Annotated in this window: 13 protein-coding genes and 2 pseudogenes; 9 read left to right on the forward strand and 6 right to left on the reverse strand. The window is 69.8% G+C overall.

Annotated features, from left to right (window positions below; translation table 11 throughout):
- Positions 1-50: 50 nt before the first annotated feature.
- A complete protein-coding gene (locus ABZ915_RS39955; protein WP_361813693.1) occupies positions 51-2,714 on the forward strand; it encodes a SpoIIE family protein phosphatase in 2,664 nt (887 codons plus the stop codon).
- A gap of 51 nt (positions 2,715-2,765) precedes the next feature.
- Here the strand turns inward: ABZ915_RS39955 and ABZ915_RS39960 are convergent.
- A pseudogene (locus ABZ915_RS39960) lies at positions 2,766-2,953 on the reverse strand (pyridoxal phosphate-dependent aminotransferase); the annotation flags it as partial.
- 185 nt (positions 2,954-3,138) lie between these two features.
- Here ABZ915_RS39960 and boxC point away from each other — a divergent pair.
- The 5 genes and pseudogenes from boxC to ABZ915_RS39985 form a co-directional block, all read left to right on the forward strand.
- Positions 3,139-4,869 carry a 2,3-epoxybenzoyl-CoA dihydrolase gene (gene boxC / locus ABZ915_RS39965; RefSeq protein ID WP_361813696.1) on the forward strand — a complete coding sequence of 577 codons (1,731 nt, stop codon included), beginning with the start codon at positions 3,139-3,141 and terminating at the stop codon, positions 4,867-4,869.
- A gap of 4 nt (positions 4,870-4,873) precedes the next feature.
- A complete protein-coding gene (gene boxB / locus ABZ915_RS39970; RefSeq protein ID WP_361813698.1) occupies positions 4,874-6,295 on the forward strand; it encodes a benzoyl-CoA 2,3-epoxidase subunit BoxB in 1,422 nt (473 codons plus the stop codon).
- Between the two features lie 10 nt (positions 6,296-6,305).
- The gene (locus ABZ915_RS39975) at positions 6,306-7,883 is read left to right on the forward strand and encodes a benzoate-CoA ligase family protein (protein ID WP_361813700.1); all 1,578 of its coding nucleotides are present in this window, start codon (positions 6,306-6,308) and stop codon (positions 7,881-7,883) included.
- A gap of 39 nt (positions 7,884-7,922) precedes the next feature.
- On the forward strand, positions 7,923-8,942 hold the full coding sequence (locus ABZ915_RS39980) for an NAD(P)/FAD-dependent oxidoreductase (RefSeq protein ID WP_361813702.1): 1,020 nt from the start codon (positions 7,923-7,925) through the stop codon (positions 8,940-8,942).
- Positions 8,943-8,976: 34 nt separating this feature from the next.
- Positions 8,977-9,201 (forward strand): annotated as a pseudogene (locus tag ABZ915_RS39985) (4Fe-4S binding protein); the annotation flags it as partial.
- A 361-nt stretch (positions 9,202-9,562) separates the two neighbouring features.
- Here ABZ915_RS39985 and ABZ915_RS39990 read toward each other — a convergent pair.
- Complete coding sequence (locus tag ABZ915_RS39990) at positions 9,563-10,393, reverse strand: PaaX family transcriptional regulator C-terminal domain-containing protein (protein ID WP_361813704.1); 831 nt, start codon at positions 10,391-10,393, stop codon at positions 9,563-9,565.
- Positions 10,394-10,788: 395 nt separating this feature from the next.
- Here ABZ915_RS39990 and ABZ915_RS39995 point away from each other — a divergent pair, with 395 nt between their 5' ends.
- Positions 10,789-11,037, forward strand: coding sequence for a hypothetical protein (locus tag ABZ915_RS39995; protein ID WP_361813706.1), 249 nt, complete (start codon positions 10,789-10,791; stop codon positions 11,035-11,037).
- Between the two features lie 344 nt (positions 11,038-11,381).
- Here the strand turns inward: ABZ915_RS39995 and ABZ915_RS40000 are convergent, their stop codons facing one another.
- Both ABZ915_RS40000 and ABZ915_RS40005 read right to left on the reverse strand, forming a co-directional pair.
- Complete coding sequence (locus ABZ915_RS40000) at positions 11,382-12,074, reverse strand: response regulator (RefSeq protein WP_361813873.1); 693 nt, start codon at positions 12,072-12,074, stop codon at positions 11,382-11,384.
- 8 nt (positions 12,075-12,082) lie between these two features.
- On the reverse strand, positions 12,083-13,732 hold the full coding sequence (locus tag ABZ915_RS40005; protein ID WP_361813708.1) for an ATP-binding protein: 1,650 nt from the start codon (positions 13,730-13,732) through the stop codon (positions 12,083-12,085).
- 99 nt (positions 13,733-13,831) lie between these two features.
- On the opposite strand from ABZ915_RS40005, the gene ABZ915_RS40010 reads away from it, so the two are divergent.
- Positions 13,832-14,821: a tripartite tricarboxylate transporter substrate binding protein gene (locus ABZ915_RS40010; RefSeq protein WP_361813710.1), complete on the forward strand. Its 990-nt coding sequence runs from the start codon at positions 13,832-13,834 to the stop codon at positions 14,819-14,821.
- A 147-nt stretch (positions 14,822-14,968) separates the two neighbouring features.
- Entirely contained in the window at positions 14,969-16,405 is a 1,437-nt protein-coding gene (locus ABZ915_RS40015; protein WP_361813712.1) for a gluconate:H+ symporter, read from the forward strand.
- A gap of 39 nt (positions 16,406-16,444) precedes the next feature.
- Here the strand turns inward: ABZ915_RS40015 and ABZ915_RS40020 are convergent, their stop codons facing one another.
- The gene (locus tag ABZ915_RS40020; protein ID WP_361813714.1) at positions 16,445-16,882 is read right to left on the reverse strand and encodes an ester cyclase; all 438 of its coding nucleotides are present in this window, start codon (positions 16,880-16,882) and stop codon (positions 16,445-16,447) included.
- A 143-nt stretch (positions 16,883-17,025) separates the two neighbouring features.
- A complete protein-coding gene (locus ABZ915_RS40025) occupies positions 17,026-18,363 on the reverse strand; it encodes a carotenoid oxygenase family protein (protein ID WP_361813716.1) in 1,338 nt (445 codons plus the stop codon).

The following is an 18,363-nucleotide window of genomic DNA, read 5'->3' on the forward strand; positions in this document are numbered from 1 at the left end:
CTCCGTTCGGGGGTGATGTCGCCGTACGCCTTTGGTGTTATATGAGCCGTATGCACCAAATGCTCCGACGGGTGCGATCCCGGCGTGGGACACGCAGCGTCGCCAGCCAGATGTTCGTTCTGCAGGTCGTGGTCGTCCTGGTTCTCGTGGCGACCGCGGTCGTCGCCCTCCTCTTGCAGTCGCGGAACGACGCCGAGCGCGAGGCACAAAAGCGCTCACTCGCCGTGGCAGCCTCGGTCGCTTCGGCCCCCACGGTGCGGCAGACATTGGCGGACGCTCATCCGAGCGCCGTGCTCCAGCAGCAGGCCGAGGAAACCCGCAAGCGCTCCGGCGTGGACTTCGTCGTCGTGATGAGCCCCACGGGCGTCCGCTACACCCACCCGAACCCCGCCCGGATCGGGCAGCACTACATCGGCAGCATCGCGGCGGCACGGCACGGCGGCATCGTCACCGAAACGACCGCCGGAACGCTGGGCCCTTCGGTCCGGACCGTGGTCCCCGTGACCAACCCCGAGGGGAAGGTCATCGGGCTGGTGTCCGCGGGAATCACCATCCACCAGGTGAGTCTGGCGGCCGGACGCCAGATGCCGCTCGTCCTGACGGCCGCGGGACTGGTGCTCACGGCGGCCACCGGAGGAAGCGCCCTCATCGGGAGGCGTCTGAGCCACCAGACACACGGTCTCGGACCGGTGCAGATGACGCGCATGTACGAGCATCACGACGCCGTTCTGCACTCGGTACGCGAAGGTGTCCTCATCGTCGATCCGCAGGGCTGCCTGCTCCTGGCCAACGACGAAGCCAGGCGCCTGCTGGGGCTCGCGCCCGATATGGACGGCCGGCCCGTGACGGACCTGGGACTCGACCCGGAGGCCGAACAGCTCCTCCTGTCGGGCAGGGCGACCACGGACGAGGTGATCGAGGTCGGCGACCGGCTGCTGGCCGTCAGCCAGCGCCCCACGGTGCAGCCGGGACCGGGCGGCTGGGTCGCCACGCTGCGGGACACGACCGAACTCAGCACGCTGATGGGCCGGGTGGAGGTGGTTCAGGAACGGCTCAGGCTGCTGTACGACGCCGGAATACGCATTGGCACCACCCTCGACGTGACGCGCACCGCCGAAGAACTGACGGAGTTCGCCGTGCCCAGGTTCGCCGACTACGTCACCGTCGATCTGGCCGACGCCGTGCTGCGCGGCGAGGAACCGAAGCCCCTGCGCGCCGCGGAGTTGCGCCGTGCCGCACTGCGCGGCGTCCGGTCGGGTGTGCCGTTCTACCAGCCCGGCGCGCTCATCCATTTCGACCCCTCAACCCCACAGGCGGCGGGCTTTGGTTCCGGGCAGATGGTGCTGGAGGCCGACCTGGCGGCTTTTTCCGGCTGGCAGGCGCAGGACCCGGACCGCGCTCGCAGACTGGTGGCACACGGTGTCCACTCGATGATCACCGCTCCGCTGCGAGCCCGCGGAGCGATCCTCGGCGTGGCGACCTTCTGGCGTTCGAAGGAGCCGACACCCTTCACCCATGAAGACCTCTCACTCGCGGAGGAGCTGGTCGCCCGTGCGGCGGTGAGCATCGACAACGCGCGCCGCTTCACGCGGGAGCACACCATGGCGGTCACGCTCCAGCGCAGCCTCCTGCCGCATGCCCTGCCGGAGCAGAACGCGGTCGACGTGGCACACCGCTACGTTCCGGCCGAGGCGGGGCTCGGTGGCGTCGGCGGCGACTGGTTCGACGTCATACCCCTCCCCGGGGCACGGGTCGCCATCGTGGTGGGCGACGTCGTGGGACACGGGCTGCACGCCGCCGCCACCATGGGCCAGCTGCGTACCGCCGTCCACAACCTCTCCACGCTCGACCTGCCGCCCGACGAACTCCTCTGGCACCTGGACGAGCTGGTCACCCGCATCGACCAGGACCGGGACGGAGACGGCGCGACACCGACGCTCATGGGCGCCACCTGCCTGTACGCGATCTACGACCCGGTCTCAGGGCGGTGCACGATGGCCAGGGCGGGCCACCTGGAACCCATTCTCGTGTACCCGGAGGGCCGGGCCCACCTGTCCGGAGTAGCAGTCGGCCCGCCGTTGGGGCTGGGAGGGCTGCCGTACGAGAAGACCGAGGTGCTCCTGCCAGAAGGCAGCAGCATCGTGCTCTACACCGATGGTCTGGTCGAGGACCGGCACCGTGACATCGACGAGCGCATCGAACGCCTGCGCCGTGCCGTCGAGCCGGCGGGGCGCACGCCGGACCAGATGTGCCAGGCGGCGATGGACACCATGTTGCCGGGGCCGCCGCGCGACGACGTGGCCCTGGTCGTCGCCCGTACCCGGTTGTTCGACGACAAGCACACCGCGTCCTGGGACGTGCCGTCCGACCCCTCGGCGGTTGCCGGAGTCCGTGCCGCCGCCGCTGAGCTCCTGCGGGACTGGAGCCTGGAAGAGGAGGCGTTCACCCTGGAGCTGATCCTCAGCGAGCTGGTCACCAACGCCATCCGGCACGCGACCGGCCCCATCGGCGTGCGCCTGATCCACGACCGCAGCCTCATCTGTGAGGTGTCCGACGGCAGCAACGTGTCTCCGCACCTACGCCGGGCCACCACGATGGAGGAAGGCGGCCGCGGCCTCTTCCTGGTAGCGCAGTTCGCCGACAGCTGGGGGACTCGCTACACATCCGGCGGAAAGGTCATCTGGACCGAGCAACGGCTGGCCACGGAGCCTTGACTCGCCGGTTCGACGTGCGCGGCCTCGGCGGCGCGATCCATGTCTTGGATGCCCCCTCATCACGTCGGGCAGCATGGCCGTACGGTCCACAGTGATCCCGTCCCAGTCCCACCGCTTGTGGGCGAACTCGCTCCGCCACGAACAGAGGGCAGGACATCGCCGGCGTGGGCGCGCCACTTCTCGCTCGTGCGAGTCCGCAGTTGGGCGAGGGAGAGTTGGCGCAGGGGGTCGGCCGGCAAGCTGATCCTGGGGCAGGGCGTGCGGGAACTTCCGCTGCGTGGCGGCGTGCGGATGGTGGCCGTGTTCGCTTGCCATGCTCAGGATCCATCCTCGACCCATTGTTCTACATAACCTTGACGGGTAGCTTTGAAAATGTAGAAGATCCTCCCATGGGAACCCGTGCTAGCGCGAGGAGGCGCTCGTCATGGTGGTGGCAGGCAAGCCCGACGTGGCCGAAGCCACGAGCGGAGCACCGGACTCCACGGCCTCGGTGGTGGTGACCTTCGACCGCAGCCCGCACGCGTACCGGCACTGGAGGCTCCGCACGGACGGACCGGTCGCGTGGCTGGAGATGGACGTCGACGAGCAGGGAGGCCTGGTCCCCGGATACGAGCTGAAGCTCAACTCCTACGACCTGGGCGTGGACATCGAGCTGTACGACGCGCTACAGCGGTTGCGGTTCGAGCACCCCGAGGTGCGGTCCGTGATCGTCACCAGCGCCAAGGAAAAGGTGTTCTGCTCCGGGGCCAACATCCGGATGCTCGCCGCCTCTACGCACCACTGGAAGGTGAACTTCTGCAAGTTCACCAATGAGACTCGCAACGGCATGGAGGATGCCTCCGAGCACTCGGGGCTCACCTTCATCGCCGCGGTCAACGGCTCCTGCGCGGGCGGTGGTTACGAGATCGCGCTGGCCTGTGACCGGATTCTGCTGATCGACGACAACTCCTCGGCGGTGGCGCTGCCCGAGGTACCGCTGCTGGGCGTGCTGCCCGGCACGGGTGGCCTGACGCGGGTGGTCGACAAGCGCCGGGTGCGCAGGGATCTGGCCGATCTGTTCGCCACCCGCAGCGACGGCGTCAAGGGCAAGACGGCCGTGGACTGGCGGCTGGTCGACGAGGTCGTCCCGCGCCGGGACTTCCGTACGGTCGTCGAGCGGCGCGCCCTGGAGGCGGCGCGGGACAGCTCACGGCCCGCCGACACCCAGGGCATCGAACTGACCCCGCTGGAGCGCGAGGTCACCGAGGACGGCATCGCCTACCGCCACGTACGCGCCGATTACGACCGTCCCCTCGGCCTGGTCCGCATCACCGTGCGGGGACCCGACCATGACGCACCCGCCGACGCCGCCGCGATCCAGCGCCAGGGAGCCGGCGGCTGGTTGCTCGCCCTCACCCGCGAACTCGACGACCTGATCCTGCGGTTGCGGACCAACGAGGTCGAGCTGGGGACATGGCTGCTGCGCACGGACGGCGATCCCGCGCGTGTACTGGCGCATGAACAGGCGGTGTTGCGCGCCGCCGCCGAGGGCGACTGGCTCGGCAACGAGATCCTGCACTACTACAAGCGCACCCTGAAGCGCCTCGACGTCACCAGCCGCAGCCTCGTCGCGCTGATCGAGCCGGGGAGCTGTTTCGCCGGGCTGCTGCTGGAGTTGGCCCTCGCCTGCGACCTGCAGTACATGCTGGACGGCCCGCCGATCGAGGACCCCGACTCCGAGGAGCGGGCCCAACTCTTCCTGTCCGAAGCGAACTTCGGGCACTTCCCGATGGGCAACGGCCTGACCCGTCTCCAGTCCCGGTTCTACCAGGAGGACGACCACCTCGACTGGCTGCGCGGCGAGACCGGGCAGCCTCTGCAACCCGCCCGGGCTCGTGCGCTCGGCCTCGTCACTGACGCGCCCGACGACATCGACTGGGAGAACGAGGTCCGGCTGGTGCTGGAGAACCGGGCGGCGTTGAGTCCCGACGCGCTCACCGGGATGGAGGCCAACCACCGCTTCGTCGGCCCGGAGACCATGGAGACCAAGATCTTCGGTCGGCTCAGCGCCTGGCAGAACTGGATATTCGTACGCCCCAACGCCGCCGGCCCCGAAGGCGCGCTGCGCCGCTACGGCACCGGCCAGAAGGCGGTCTACGACCGGAAGCGAGTGTGACCCGATGCCCACGAAGATCGACTACGACTCCAAGATCCCCAACAACGTCGGCCTCGCCGACGACCGCCGGCTGCAGCGCGCGCTGGAGGGCTGGCAGCCCAAGTTCCTCGGCTGGTGGAGCGAGATGGGGCCGGCGCTGGAGAACCACGGCGTCTATCTGCGCACGGCGGTATCGGTCGGCCGGGACGGCTGGGCGCACTTCGACCATGTCAACGTGCCCGACTACCGCTGGGGCATCTTCCTCGCCGAGCCGACCCCCGACCGCCGGATCGCGTTCGGTGAGCACCAGGGAGAACCCGTCTGGCAGCAGATCCCGGGCGAGTACCGCGCCGACCTGCAACGCCTGATCGTCATCCAAGGAGACACCGAGCCTGCGTCGGTCGAGCAGCAGCGGCTGCTGGGGCTGAGCGCGCCGAGCCTGTACGACCTGCGCAACCTCTTCCAGGTCAACGTGGAGGAGGGGCGGCACCTGTGGGCGATGGTGTACCTGCTGCACGCCCACTTCGGCCGGGAGGGCCGTGAGGAGGCCGAGGCGCTGCTCGACCGAAACTCCGGCAATCCGGACTCGCCGCGGATCCTGGGCGCGTTCAACGAGGAGACCGCGGACTGGCTGGCCTTCTACATGTTCACGTACTTCACGGACCGGGACGGCAAGTACCAGCTCGGCTCGCTGAAGGAGTCCGCCTTCGACCCGCTGTCGCGGACCTGCTCGTTCATGCTGAAGGAGGAGGCGCACCACATGATGGTGGGGACCACGGGAGTCGACCGTGTGGTGACCCGTAGCGCTGAGCTGATCCGACAGCACGACAGGTTGGACATCGCCGCCTGCGGCGGCATCCCGCTCGACATCATCCAGAAGTACATCAACTTCCACTACACCGTGTCGTTGGATCTGTTCGGCAGCGAGACCTCCACCAACGCGGCGAACTACTACACCGCTGGGCTCAAGGGCCGCTGGCGGGAGGAGCGCCGCAAGGACGACCACCGACTCACCGACGACAGCGTCCTCCTGGACAAGCCGCGCGAGGACGGCTCCTGGGCGCAGGAGGAGGTCTCCTCGTTGCTCGCCCTCAACCTGGACCTGCGCGACGAGTACATCTCCGACTGCCGGAGCGGTGTCACCCGCTGGAACCGGATCCTCGATGATCACGGGATCGACTTCCGCTTCCGGCTGCCGCACCCCGGCTTCAACCGGAACGTCGGCTTCGCCGCGGGTCACCACGTCACTCCCGACGGCACGATAGTCGACGAGCAGACCTGGGAGGCCTCCCGCAGCCACTGGCTGCCCACGCCCGAGGATCTGGCGTTCGTACGGTCGCTGATGCAACCGGTCTACGAGCGGGGCAAGATCGCCAACTGGGTCGCGCCGCCCGTCAACGGCATCAACGGCAAACCGTTCGACTACCAGTACGTCCTCCTGGTGTGAGGTGACCCGGATGCCCGAGCTGTTCAACGCGGCCGACTGGCTGGTCGACCGGCATCTGAGAGAGGGCAACGGCGGACGCGCGGCTGTCGTCACCCCCACCCGGACCCTGACCTACGAGGAGTTGTCCGGCGAGGTCCGCCGGGTGGCGACGGGACTGCGGAACCTGGGGGTACGGCCTGAGGAACGCGTCCTGCTGTGCATGACGGACGACATCGAACTGTTCACCGCCCTCCTCGCCGCCTTCCGTATCGGCGCCGTCGCCGTCCCCGCCTCGACCATGCTCACCGGCGGTGAACTGGCCAAGCTGGTGGCCGACTCACGCAGCCGGGTGGTGCTGGCCTCCGACGAGTTCGGCCCTGTCGTCCGCGCGGCGCTCCAGGACGCGCCGGAGGTCGAGCACGCCGTACTGACCGGCGACGACGTCAGCGGACTGCCGGGTCATGTCCGGGGCCACACCTGGCAGCAGCTGGCGGACGCCGGCACGGACGACGGGCCGTACCCGGCCTGGCCGGACTCGCCCGCCCTGTGGCTGTACACCTCCGGCACCACGGGCACCCCCAAGGCGGCCATGCACCGGCACCTCGACATCAGGGTCGTCGCCGAGCACTACGGGCAGCAGGTGCTGGGCATCGGACCCGAGGACCGCTGTCTGTCCGTGGCCAAGCTCTTCTTCGCGTACGGCATCGGCAACTCGCTGTTCTTCCCGCTGGCATCCGGCGGCACGGCCCTGCTGGAGCCTTCCAGACCGTCCCCGGCGCTGTTCGCGAAGCGGGCGGGCGGCGACCGGGCCACGGTCCTGTTCGGTACGCCCAGCTTCTTCGGGCCACTGCTCGCGAGCGCGGACATACCGGACGACGCGTTCGCGGCGGTGCGGGTGGGCGTCTCAGCCGGCGAGCCCCTGCCCGCGCGGATGTACGACGGGATGCTGCAACGCTTCGGTGTCGAGGTGCTCGACGGCATCGGGTCGACCGAGATGCTGCACATCTTCATCTCCAACCGGTCGGGCCGGGTCCACCCGGGCTCCTCCGGCGAGCCCGTTCCGGGGTACGCCGTGGAGCTGCGCGACATCGAAGGCCGTCCGGTGGAGGGCGAGGGCACACCCGGCGAGCTCCATGTCCGTGGTGAGTCCGCGGCCACCGGCTACTGGTGCCGGGCCGAGACGACCCGCCGGGTCTTCCTCGGCGACTGGGTGCGCACTGGTGACACCTACGTCCGCAACCCTGACGGCACCTACACCTGCCTGGGCCGCACCAACGACCTGCTCAAGGCGGGCGGCATCTGGGTCGCCCCCGCGGAGGTGGAGGAGCGGCTGCTGGCCCATCCGGACGTGGCCGAGGTCGCCGTGGTCGGTGCTCCGGATGCGGACGGTCTGCACAAGCCCGTCGCGTGCGTGGTCCCCAAACCCGGCCGCGAGGTGGACCCGGATGCCCTGGTCGCGTGGTGCCGGGAGGGCCTGGCCGCTTTCAAGCGCCCGCGCGGCGTGATCGGTCTGCCCGAGCTGCCGCGTACGCCCACCGGCAAGATCCGCCGCAACGTGCTGCGCGCCATGGTCCGCGACGGTTCCTGGGCGGAGACGCCTTCAGGCTGACGGCCTCCCCGTCCACCTCTTCTCGCAAGGAGGACATGCATGTCCCCCCAACCGGCCGATCACAGCACGGATCTGCTCATCGTGGGTGCCGGCCCGACCGGTCTCTTCGCCGCCTACTACGCCGGCTTCCGCGGCCTGTCCGTGACGGTGCTGGACTCGCTGCCCGAGCCGGGCGGCCAGATCAACGCCATGTACCCCGAGAAGCAGATCTTCGACATCGCCGGGTTCCCCGCGGTGCGAGGACGGGAACTCGTCGACCGGCTCCTGGAACAGGCCGCCCCCTACAACCCGTACTACTTGCTCGGCCACCGGGCCGAGACGCTGGAGCGCACGGCGGAGGACATCTTCTCCGTGCCCACCCACCAGGGCGTGCGGGTGCGAGCCCGCGCCGTGCTCGTCACCGGCGGCATCGGCACCTTCACCCCGCGCCCGCTGCCGGCCGCCGCCGCATACGAGGGAGCAGGACTGGCGTACTTCGTACGCCGGCCGGAGGGCTACACGGGCCGGGACGTGGTGATCGTCGGAGGCGGAGACAGCGCCTTCGACTGGGCGCTCACCCTCCACCCGATCGCCGCCTCCGTGACCCTGGTGCACCGCCGCGACACCTTCCGGGCGCACCCCGCCACCGTGGCCGCGGTTCGGACAGTGGGCGTGGAGATCGTCACCGAGGCCGAACTGACGCGGGTCAGCGGCGACGGCAGCGGCATCAAGGCGGTCGAGATCGCCCGCCGGGACGGTCGGACGCACCGCATGCCCTGCGGCGGGATCGTCGCAGCCCTCGGTTTCACCGCGCACCTCGGGCCTCTGCTCGGCTGGGGGATCGACATCGCCCATCGCCGCCACATCCTGGTCGATCCGGCCATGCAGACGTCCGTCCCCGGCATCTACGCGGCCGGCGACATCACCGACTACCCCGGCAAGGTTCGCCAGATCGCGGTCGGCTTCGGCGAGGCCGCGACCGCCGTCAACAACGCCGCGCATCACATCGACCCCGAGCAGCCGTTGTTTCCCGGCCACTCCACCGACGTACCCGCGACCGCTCCGGCCGGCGCCGCGTAACACCGACCCCCGCGCCGAAGAGGACCGAACGCCCATGCCCTACGTCATCGCCGAGCCGTGCATCGACATCATGGACCGCTCCTGCATGGAAGAGTGCCCGGTCGACTGCATCTACGAAGGCGACCGCAAGCTCTACATCAATCCGCTGGAATGCATCGACTGCGGGAACTGCGAGCCCGTCTGCCCGGTGCAGGCGATCTCGCAGGACCGCCGGGTGCCGCCTGAACTGAAGGACTTCGTTGCCGACAACAAGCGGTTCTTCACCGAAGCACTGCCGGGCCGCGACGAGCCGATCGGCGCACCCGGAGGCGCCGGCAGGTTGGTCCGGTCGGCACGGACACCGAACTCGTGGCCGCGCACGACCCTCGCGGCTGAGCACCCGAGAGGGAGATTCCGAGACCGTCCACGCTCAAGCCCGCCTGGCTCGAATGGACGGACACCCTCTCCGGCGACCGTCCCTGGCGTGACGTCTGCGACGAGAGCGGCGATCCCGTGCACGAAGCTGCTGGCGAGTGACACCAGCAGGCTGAGTATCGACACGCCCGTCGCGTCGCCGCCCCGGCGTCTTCCTCGGCCTGCATTTCCGAGAAGGTCGCTGCCGGGGAGCGGCATACGCGGCATCACCCCGCGGCGTGCCCGCCCAGCAGTTCCGCCCAGCGCCGCAGCGCCACCGGACTCCATTCCGCGTGCCTGTCGTGGAAGAGGCCGGCCGCCTTCGAGCCGCTCCAGTTCGGCGGTAGCAGCTTCACCGGCAGACGCGGGTCGAGGAAGGGGAAGCGGCGCCACTCGTGCACCAGCATGGTCTGGGCGTGGAGGACGGCGTCGTCGTCGGCAGGGCGGAGCCCGGTGAACTCGTCGATGAACGCCTCGTAGCGCTCCTCCACCTCGCTGAGTTCCCAGGCGCGCGCCACCATGGCCGCCTCGCTGCCCACCGCGCCGTACGAGGCGATGAAGGACATCGCGTCGTCGGCGAGCCCGAGTTCCCTCAGGACCCCGAGCGTCTCCGCCTCGCGGTCGGCGTGGGGAGTGATCCACACTCCGGGTTCCGGGGAGCCGAAACCGGCCCAGGTGAGCTGGGTGCGTACCTTGTGGCGCAGGTCGCGCCTGGTCTCCGGAACGGAGGCGAGGACAACCAGCCAGGTGCCGTTCCAGGTGCGCTCGCCGTTGCCGAAGTCATAGATGCGCTGCGCGCCTTCGGTCAGCAGCCGTCGGCCCGGCGGGGTGAGTGCCCAGCGCACCCGGCGGCCCACTCGCTCCGAGACGAGCCATCCCTCCGCCGCGGTCCGGGCGAGCGCCTGGCGGGCCGACTTCTCCTCCACGCCGAACAGGGCCAGTGCGTCCACCAGCGCCGAGGTCCACACCGGTGTGCCCTGCGGCAGGACGTACTCACCGAGCATCGTCATCAGCAACGACCTGGCACTGACGTCACCGACCTCCCGACGTCGGCTCACGACCGGACGGGTACCCTCCACCATCGACCCTTCACTTCCCTCGCTGCCAGCCGTTCGACCTCTCACGCCGTCGCATCACGCCGACGTCATCAGCGTATCCGGACGCTCCGACACGAAAGTCCGAAGCCCATTGGGATTAGACAATAACGTGTCGTTGCGGAAAACATCAGTAGAGTGATGCTCGCGTCGACGAGTGACCAGAGCCAGGCGGAGCACATGGGGACCGCGGCGGATGTACAGGTACCCTCTCCAGCCTCCCGCCGCACCGCTCGCCAGCCGGGGACCGGGTCGCGATCGACGCGCGGCTGGACCCGGAGGCGACGATCTGGGACTCGGCGGCCGACGCCCTGCTGCACGGCAAGGCGGAGCTGGACCTGCTGCGCGGGGAGCGGCCGGTGACCACCGACGGGCCGGCCGAGTCGGATCTCGACGCCTATGACCCTGCCATCGACGTCTTCGGAGACCTCGCGCCGGCGCGCTACTGGCTGCGCGTCGACTTCGCACCGTATCCGGACGGGACCCCCGCGACGCCGGAGCTCGTGCGCAACACGGCGGTACTGCACCGGGCCTCCGGCGGCTGGCTCATCGTGCACCTGCACGAGGACGTACGGCAGGTGGGAGGGGTGCCTGCGGTCGGCTCCTGACCGCTGCTGTGTAGTGCGCACGATCCGGGCACCCCGTCCGTTCCCAGGCTTGACGGGTCGGACAGCGGCCCCCATACCAGGCTGCCGGGAATCATCCCGAGCGCCACCGCCGACAGGGCCCAGCCGATACGGCCCGCGTCGATGCCGAAGGCGGTGCCCAGGTCGCATCTGGTGTCCTCCTGGTCCTTACCACCGGCTTTCCCGACTCTCCTTCGAGGGTGGCGGCACCATGGAAGGCCTCGACGTGGTCTCTGTGTGCGGCATGCACAAGGTCCTCGACCGGGCTGTGCAGGGCGCCCTGGCACCGGGCGGGACCGGCACGGGTCCGCCGGGACAGGGGGCGTTCACCCCCGCCAGAGGTAACGGCGCTCGGGCCGGCCGGCGGCGCCGTAGCGCAGGGAGACGTCCGCGCTTCCGGTGGTGTGGAAGTGCTCCAGGTAACGGCGGGCGCTGACACGGGAGATGCCGGTTGCCGACGCGCACTCGGCGGCCGACAGGGTGCCGTCCGTGTCGCGCAGCGCGCGCTCGACGAGGTCAGCGGTCTCGACGCTCAGGCCCTTCGGGAGCGTGGAGAGGGTGATCAGGGCGGGCCCGGCGGACAGTACGCGGTCGATGTCGGCCTGGTCGCGCACCACCGTGGTCAGCAACCGGCCCCGCCGGGCGGCGTACCGGTCCAGGCGGGGGCGCAGGTCCTCGTAGTCGAAGGGTTTGAGCAGGTAGTCGACCACGCCGTGGCGGACCGCGCCGCGCACGGTGTCGGCCTCGCGGGCGGCGCTGACGACCATGACGTCGCAGTCGTGTCCCGCGGTGCGCAGCCTCGGGATGACGTCCAGGCCGAAGATGTCGGGCAGATAGAGGTCGAGGAGGACGAGATCCGGGCGGAGTTCGTCGACCGCGGTGATGGCCTGTTCGCCGGTGCCCGCCGTACCGACGACCCTGAAGGGTGAGACGCGTTCGACGAAGGTGCGGTGGACCCGGGCCACCATGAAGTCGTCGTCGACGACGAGGACGTCGATCGTGCCGGACGTGCCGGACATGTGGTCCGTCATGATGTCGCTCCTTCCGTCACCGCTTCGGCGGGATGACTTACGGACATACGGGCGGTGAACCGGGCACCGTCGGCGGTGTTGGTGACCGTGATCTCCCCGCCGCGGCGCTCGCAGACGAGCTGGGTCAGGGCGAGGCCGATGCCTCGCTCGCCCTCGGCGGCGGCTTTGGTGGTGAAGCCGTGCTGGAAGACCTCCTGGGCCAGTTCGGGGGCGACGCCGGGGCCACAGTCGCACACCACGATCTCCACGCTGGACGCGTCCTGCCGGAGCGCCACCTCGACCCAGGGCTCCCGGGCGCTGGGATCACCCACGGCGACGGCGTCGAGGGCGTTGTCGACCAGGTTGCCGACCACGGTCGCGATATCGGCGGCGTCCTCGGGAGCGAGCCGCCCGAGGGAGGTGTCGTCCGAGATCCTCAGCGCGATCCTGCGCTCGGCGGCGAGGGAGTCCTTCGCCATGAGGAGGGCGGCGATGGGCGGGTCGTGGACACGGGAGCCGATGGTCATGTCGAGGGACTGGCGGCGCCGGGTGAGCGCGCGGACGTAGCGGACCACCTCCTGTTGCTCCCCGATCTGGATCAGTCCGGAAATGGTGTGGAGCTGGTTGGCGAACTCGTGGGCCTGGGCGCGCAGCAGCTCGGATGTGCTGCGGAAGGAGCCGATCTCGCGTTCCAGCCGGGCCAGTTCGGTCCGGTCCCGCAGAGTGGTGACCGAGCCGAGCAGGCGGTGGTTCTTCGTGACGGTCATCCTGTTCATCACCAGCACCCGGCCGTGTCGTATGACGACTTCGTCGTGTTCCTGTTCCGTCCTGGACCGGGCTCCGGTGAGTACGTCGCGCAGCCGGCCGTCGATGCCGAGGTCGTCCAGCGACCGGCCCACGCAGTTCGCGGGCAGGTCGAGCAACTGTCTGCCCACCTCGTTCACCAGGGTGAGACGTTGCTGCGGATCGAGGGCGACCACGCCCTCGGCGATGCCGTACAGCATGGCCTCGCGGTGTTCCGCGAGCCCGGTGATCTCGCGGGGCTCCAGTCCGAGCGTCTGCCGTTTGACGCGGCGGGCCAGCAGCCAGGACCCGGCGAGGCCCAGCCCGCTGGCGATGCCGAGATAGGCGAGCAGGTACGAGGACGCGCCGCTGAGCCGCTGCCACACGGTCGGGGACGCCTCACCGATCATGACGGTGCCCAGGACCTGGCCGAGGTTCCCGTTCGAGGCGCCCAGCACCGGGACCTGGGCCACCAGTTCGTGACTGCCGTCCCAGGTGAGCGAGCCCGACCAGCCGCGCCCACGGGCCACACCCGGTCCCAGCCGCAGCCGGTCGCCGACGACCGTGGGATTGGTCGAACTCACGATGTGTCCGGAGCCGTCCGCGATCGTGACGGAGGTGACACCGGACTGCACCAGGGTGGAGTGCGTCAGCGGGGCAAGGGTCTCTTCCGGGGCCGGCCGGGGGAGTTGGCTGCGCACCAGCGGATTGGCGGCCAGCTGCTCGGCCAGCGCACCGACGCGGCGACCCTCCACCCGGTCGAAGGTGGCCTCCGACTGAGCCAGGGAGACAGCCGCGACCGCCAGCAGGACGACGACCACGATGGCGAGCTGCAGCACCAGCATCTGACCGGCGAGGGTGTGGCGACGGAAGCCGGTGACCATAACGAACTCAATCTCTCCTGCTGACACAACCTGGGCGGCCCACACCAAAGGGCCGCACAATCATGACGTCCGTCCCGCTCGCGGCGAAAGAGAGGTGTCATGCCGGGTCGCCCCCGCGCTCTTCGAGGCGCCCTCCTGGCCTTGGCCCTCTTCCTCGTCGCAGGCTGCGGGCTGCTGCCCGACACCGCACGGCAGGCTGACACCGGACTGCGGATCATGGTTCCGAACACGCCCGGCGGCGGATACGACACCACGGCCCGGACGGCGGCCCGGGTGTTGCAGGAGACCGGAGTGGACCCCGACATACAGGTCTTCAACCTACCGGGGGCCGGCGGTACGGTCGGCGTGCAGCGCATCGTGAACGAGCGGGGCAACGGCCGGCTCGCCCTGCAGATGGGCCTGGGAGTGGTCGGCGCCTCGCACATGGCGCACGCGAAGGCGTCCGTCGCCCAGACCACTCCACTCGCCCGGCTGGCCGAGGAGGCGGGGGCAGTGGTCGTGCGCCGGGACTCGCCCTACCGGTCGATCACCGCCCTCATCGCCGCCTGGAAACGGAACCCGGCGCGGCTGAGGATCGGCGGCGGCTCCTCGCTCGGCGGGCCGGACCACCTGCTGCCCATGGAGTTGGCCAAGGCCGTCGGTATCCGGCCGCAGCGGGTCCACTACGTGGCCTACGAAGGCGGCGGCGGAGACCTGCTGCCCGCCCTCCTGGACGGCGAGGTCGACTTCGCCACCACCGGATTCGGCGAGTTCCTCGACCAGATCGACGCCCGCCAGCTCCGAGTCCTCGCGGTGACCAGCGAGAAACCGGTCGACACACTGCCCGCGGTGCCCACGCTCAAGGCGTCCGGCATCGACCTCGTCTTCGGCAACTGGCGCGGCATCGTCGCCCCACCCGGTATCAGCGCCGCCGACCGGAGGCGCTGGATCACCGAGTTGAGCGCACTGCATGCCTCCCGGCAGTGGAAGGCGGAACTCCGCCGGCACGGCTGGACGGACGCGTTCGCCGTCGGTGACTCCTTCGGGGCGTTCCTGTCCGAACAGGACGCGTCGGTCGCCCGCCTGGTCACGGGCCTCGGTCTGAACTGACCGGACCTCCGACCGCCCATCCCCCCGACTCCGTCAGCCATAGGCCCCGTTGGCCGTGGCCCGCCTCCTCCTGCCCGCCTCCCTGTCCTTCTCCATCTCCATGCCCGTCACCCCCGTCCCCATCCCTGTCCCGCGAAAGGCAACCGCATGACCTCGCACGCCTGGTGGCTGCTGCTCATCCTCACCATCGCGATCGCGGCCCTGATCTACCTCATCAACTCCCGCCTACGTGTTCACCCGTTCATCGCGCTCATCGTCGTCGCCCTGGGTACCGGCCTCGCGGCCGGCGAGCCCGTCGCCAAACTGGTCGAGTCGCTTGAGGACGGGGCCGGCGGGACGCTCGGTGACGTGGGTGTCACCCTGGCCCTGGGCGCCATGCTCGGGCGCCTGCTGTCCGACTCGGGCGCCACCGACGCCCTGGCCCGCGCCCTCGTCGACCGCTCCGGTCCCGGCAGGCTGCCGTGGCTGGTCACGGCCGCGGCGTTCGTGATCGGCATCCCGATGTTCTTCGAGGTCGGCCTGATTGTGTTGCTTCCCCTGATCTTCAGCGTGGCGCGCCGGATGGACGCCGAGGACGGCACCAAGGGTTCCCCGTACATCCTGCTCGGGGTCCCGGCCATCGCGGCGCTGTCAACGCTGCACGGGATGCTGCCGCCCCACCCCGGACCGCTCACCGCCATGACCGGTCTCCATGCCGACCTCGGCCTCACCATGGTCGTCGGCTTCGTCTGCGCCGTCCCCACCGTGATTCTGGCCGGCCCCGTCTACGGTCGGTGGATCGCGCCCCGCCTGCCCGAAGTCCGACCCGACGAGACGCTCGTCACCCAGTTCACCGCCGCCGCGCACACCGGGAAGCGGACGGGACCCGACGGCCCTGGTGCCCAGCTGAGCACGGAGAGCGCGGAGACCGGGTCCCGGTCCGGGATAGCCACCGGCCTTGCCGTCACCACGGTCCTCGTACCTGTCGCCCTCATGCTGCTGCGCACCCTCGCCGAGACAGTGCTCGGCGAGAGCAGCCCAGTGCGCTCCGCGCTGACCTTCGCCGGTGAACCCGTCGTGGCGATGCTCGCCGGACTGCTCTTCGCATTCGGCGTGACCGCCTTCGGAAGCGGCCGCCCCGGTGAGGAGGTCCGCACGTCGCTGACGGACAGTCTGAAGTCCATCGCCGGGATCCTGCTGATCATCGGCGGAGGCGGCGCCTTCAAGCAGGTACTCCAGGACTCCGGCATCGGGGAGGCGATCGCCTCCGCCGCGAAGGGGGCGCATCTCAACGTCATCGTGCTGGGCTGGCTGATCGCGCTCCTGTTGTCGCTGACCACCGGCTCCGCCACCGTCGGTATCGTCTCCGCCACGGGCATCATCGCCCCTCTGGTCGATGGAGGCGGCCTTCAAGCGTCGCTGCTCGTGGTGGCCATCGGGGCGGGCTCCCTCGGCCTGAACTACGTCAACCACGCCGGTTTCTGGCTGGTCAAGGAGTCATTCGGTATGGACCTGTCCCAGGCCACCAAGACCCAGACCGTGGTGCAGACCCTGGTCAGCGTTCTCGGTCTGGGCATGGCCCTGCTGCTGTCCGTCTTCGCGTGACGACCTCGAACGGCACGACGTGGGCCGGCCCCGGCCTGTTCAGGACAGTTCGCGGACGCCGAGTTGCTGCACGAACAGCAGGCTGTCGGCGTTGGCCCAGTACTCGGCGAGCATGCCGTCCTTGACCAGCAGGGTGTCGGTGCCGGTGAAGCGGACGCGGTTGCCCACGGCGTCGTCGGACGCGCCCGGGAAGCCTCCGGCGTAGGTGCCTTCGGCCGACCAGCGGACCACCAGGTAGTCGTCAGTGGCGATCGGACCGACCGCGATCTCGAAGCTGAGGTCGCGCAGGATGGTGTGGATGCCGGCCACCCAGCCGTTCAGGCCCTCGCGGCCGTGCACGGTGTCGTCGCCGGAGCCGGTGATGGGGGCGGCGTGCGCGACGAAGTCAGGGGCGATGATCTCGTCGGTCTGGGACAGGTCGTTGTTCCACAGGGCCTTCCACGGCTCGGCGAGCAGGGCGTTGGCGGAAGCGGACATGGCAGTTCTCCTTCGTGGTGATGGGTTTGCAGGACGTGCGGTGTGCGGTCTTTGCCCTTCGCCACAGGCTGTTGGGGTGCCGCGACCGCTGCTGACACGGCTGCTGCGGGGGAGTCAGCGGTGGCCCGGGCGGCTGGGGTGGGTCAGGCAGGCAGTTCGGTATCGGGGATCCAGTGGCCGTGGATGCCGGCGGGCACCCTGCGGGGGAGTTCGACGGCTGCCACGGTGCTCAGGTCGCCGGCGTCCAGGACGAGCAGCTCCGAGGCGTCGGCCTTGAGGTCACTGACGATGGTGAGCAGGTAGCCGTCGTCCTCCGCGGTCCCCCCTTCGGCGAGGGCGAAGACGGCCTCGCCGGGCATGCGGCCCTCGCCGTGCGGGAGCAGCTTCTCCTGGCCGGTCCGTGTGTCGAACTTGACGGTGTGATAGCCCGACAGGCCCGCGCCGGGGAAGGCGATGGCGTAGCTGTAGCGGTAGGCAGAACCGGTGCGGGCGTCGTTGATCGACGGGAACTCGATAGCCAGGTCGTTGAGGGACTCAGCGGTGGCCTTGCCCGTGGCCGGGTCCATGATCCACCGGTAGAAGGTGGAGCCGGCGTCGGGGCTGGTGCCGTATCCGGGAGCGCCGACCCACCACTTCCACGAGTTCTCCCAGGCGGAACGGTCGAAGCTAGGTGCTTCGAGGACGATCCGGCCCTGCCCGTCGGTGTAGGCGTTGGTGACGTGCAACAGCGCCCCCTGGTCGGCCACCTCGAACCAGGTGGTCTCGCCCCCGGCGCGCGGCATCACGCCGATGCGCAGCGGGACGTCGTCGTGCCAGCGGTAGGGGATGCCGGAGTGCTCGGCGTGGTCGAAGACCACCGGCGAGTTGATGAAGACGACGTGCTCGCGGGTGATGGCGAAGTCGTGCATGAGCGAGGGGCCGGAGCCGTCGACGACCTCCGACTTGACGATGTCGCCGGAGGCGTCGGCCACGTAGTAGGTCAGGTACGGCGGGAAGGGGCTGTAGCTGAAGAAGTGCAGCTCGCCGGTCTCCGGGTCCTCTTTGGGGTGGGCGGTCATCGCGCTGGTGAGCTTGCCGCCGAAGTCGTGGACGCCGATCGTGTCGAGGTCGGCGCTGACCTCCCAGGGCAGGTTGGCCTCCTGAAGCGCCAGGTAGCGGCCCCCGTGGAAGATGATGTTGGTGGCGGCGGCGCTGACCTCGAGCTCGGTTCCGGTGAACGGCACGCCGTCCAGGAAGGGGGTGCGCACCCAGCGGTTGCGGTACCACTCGGCCCGGCCGCCCCTGAGGCGGACGCCGTGGATCATGCCCTCGCCGCGGAACCAGTGGGTGGGGGTGATGCCCGGCTTGGGGTTGTGGCCGTTGCGGAAGTAGCGGCCGTTCAACTCGGGCGGCAGCGTGCCGCGCACCGTCAGCTCGCGGCCGGTGATCTCGTCGGTGACGGGGGTGAAGTGGCCGTTGATGTACGGCTTGTCCAGGGTCAT

The sequence above is a fragment of the Streptomyces sp. NPDC046915 genome, assembly GCF_040644935.1.
Taxonomy (GTDB): domain Bacteria; phylum Actinomycetota; class Actinomycetes; order Streptomycetales; family Streptomycetaceae; genus Streptomyces.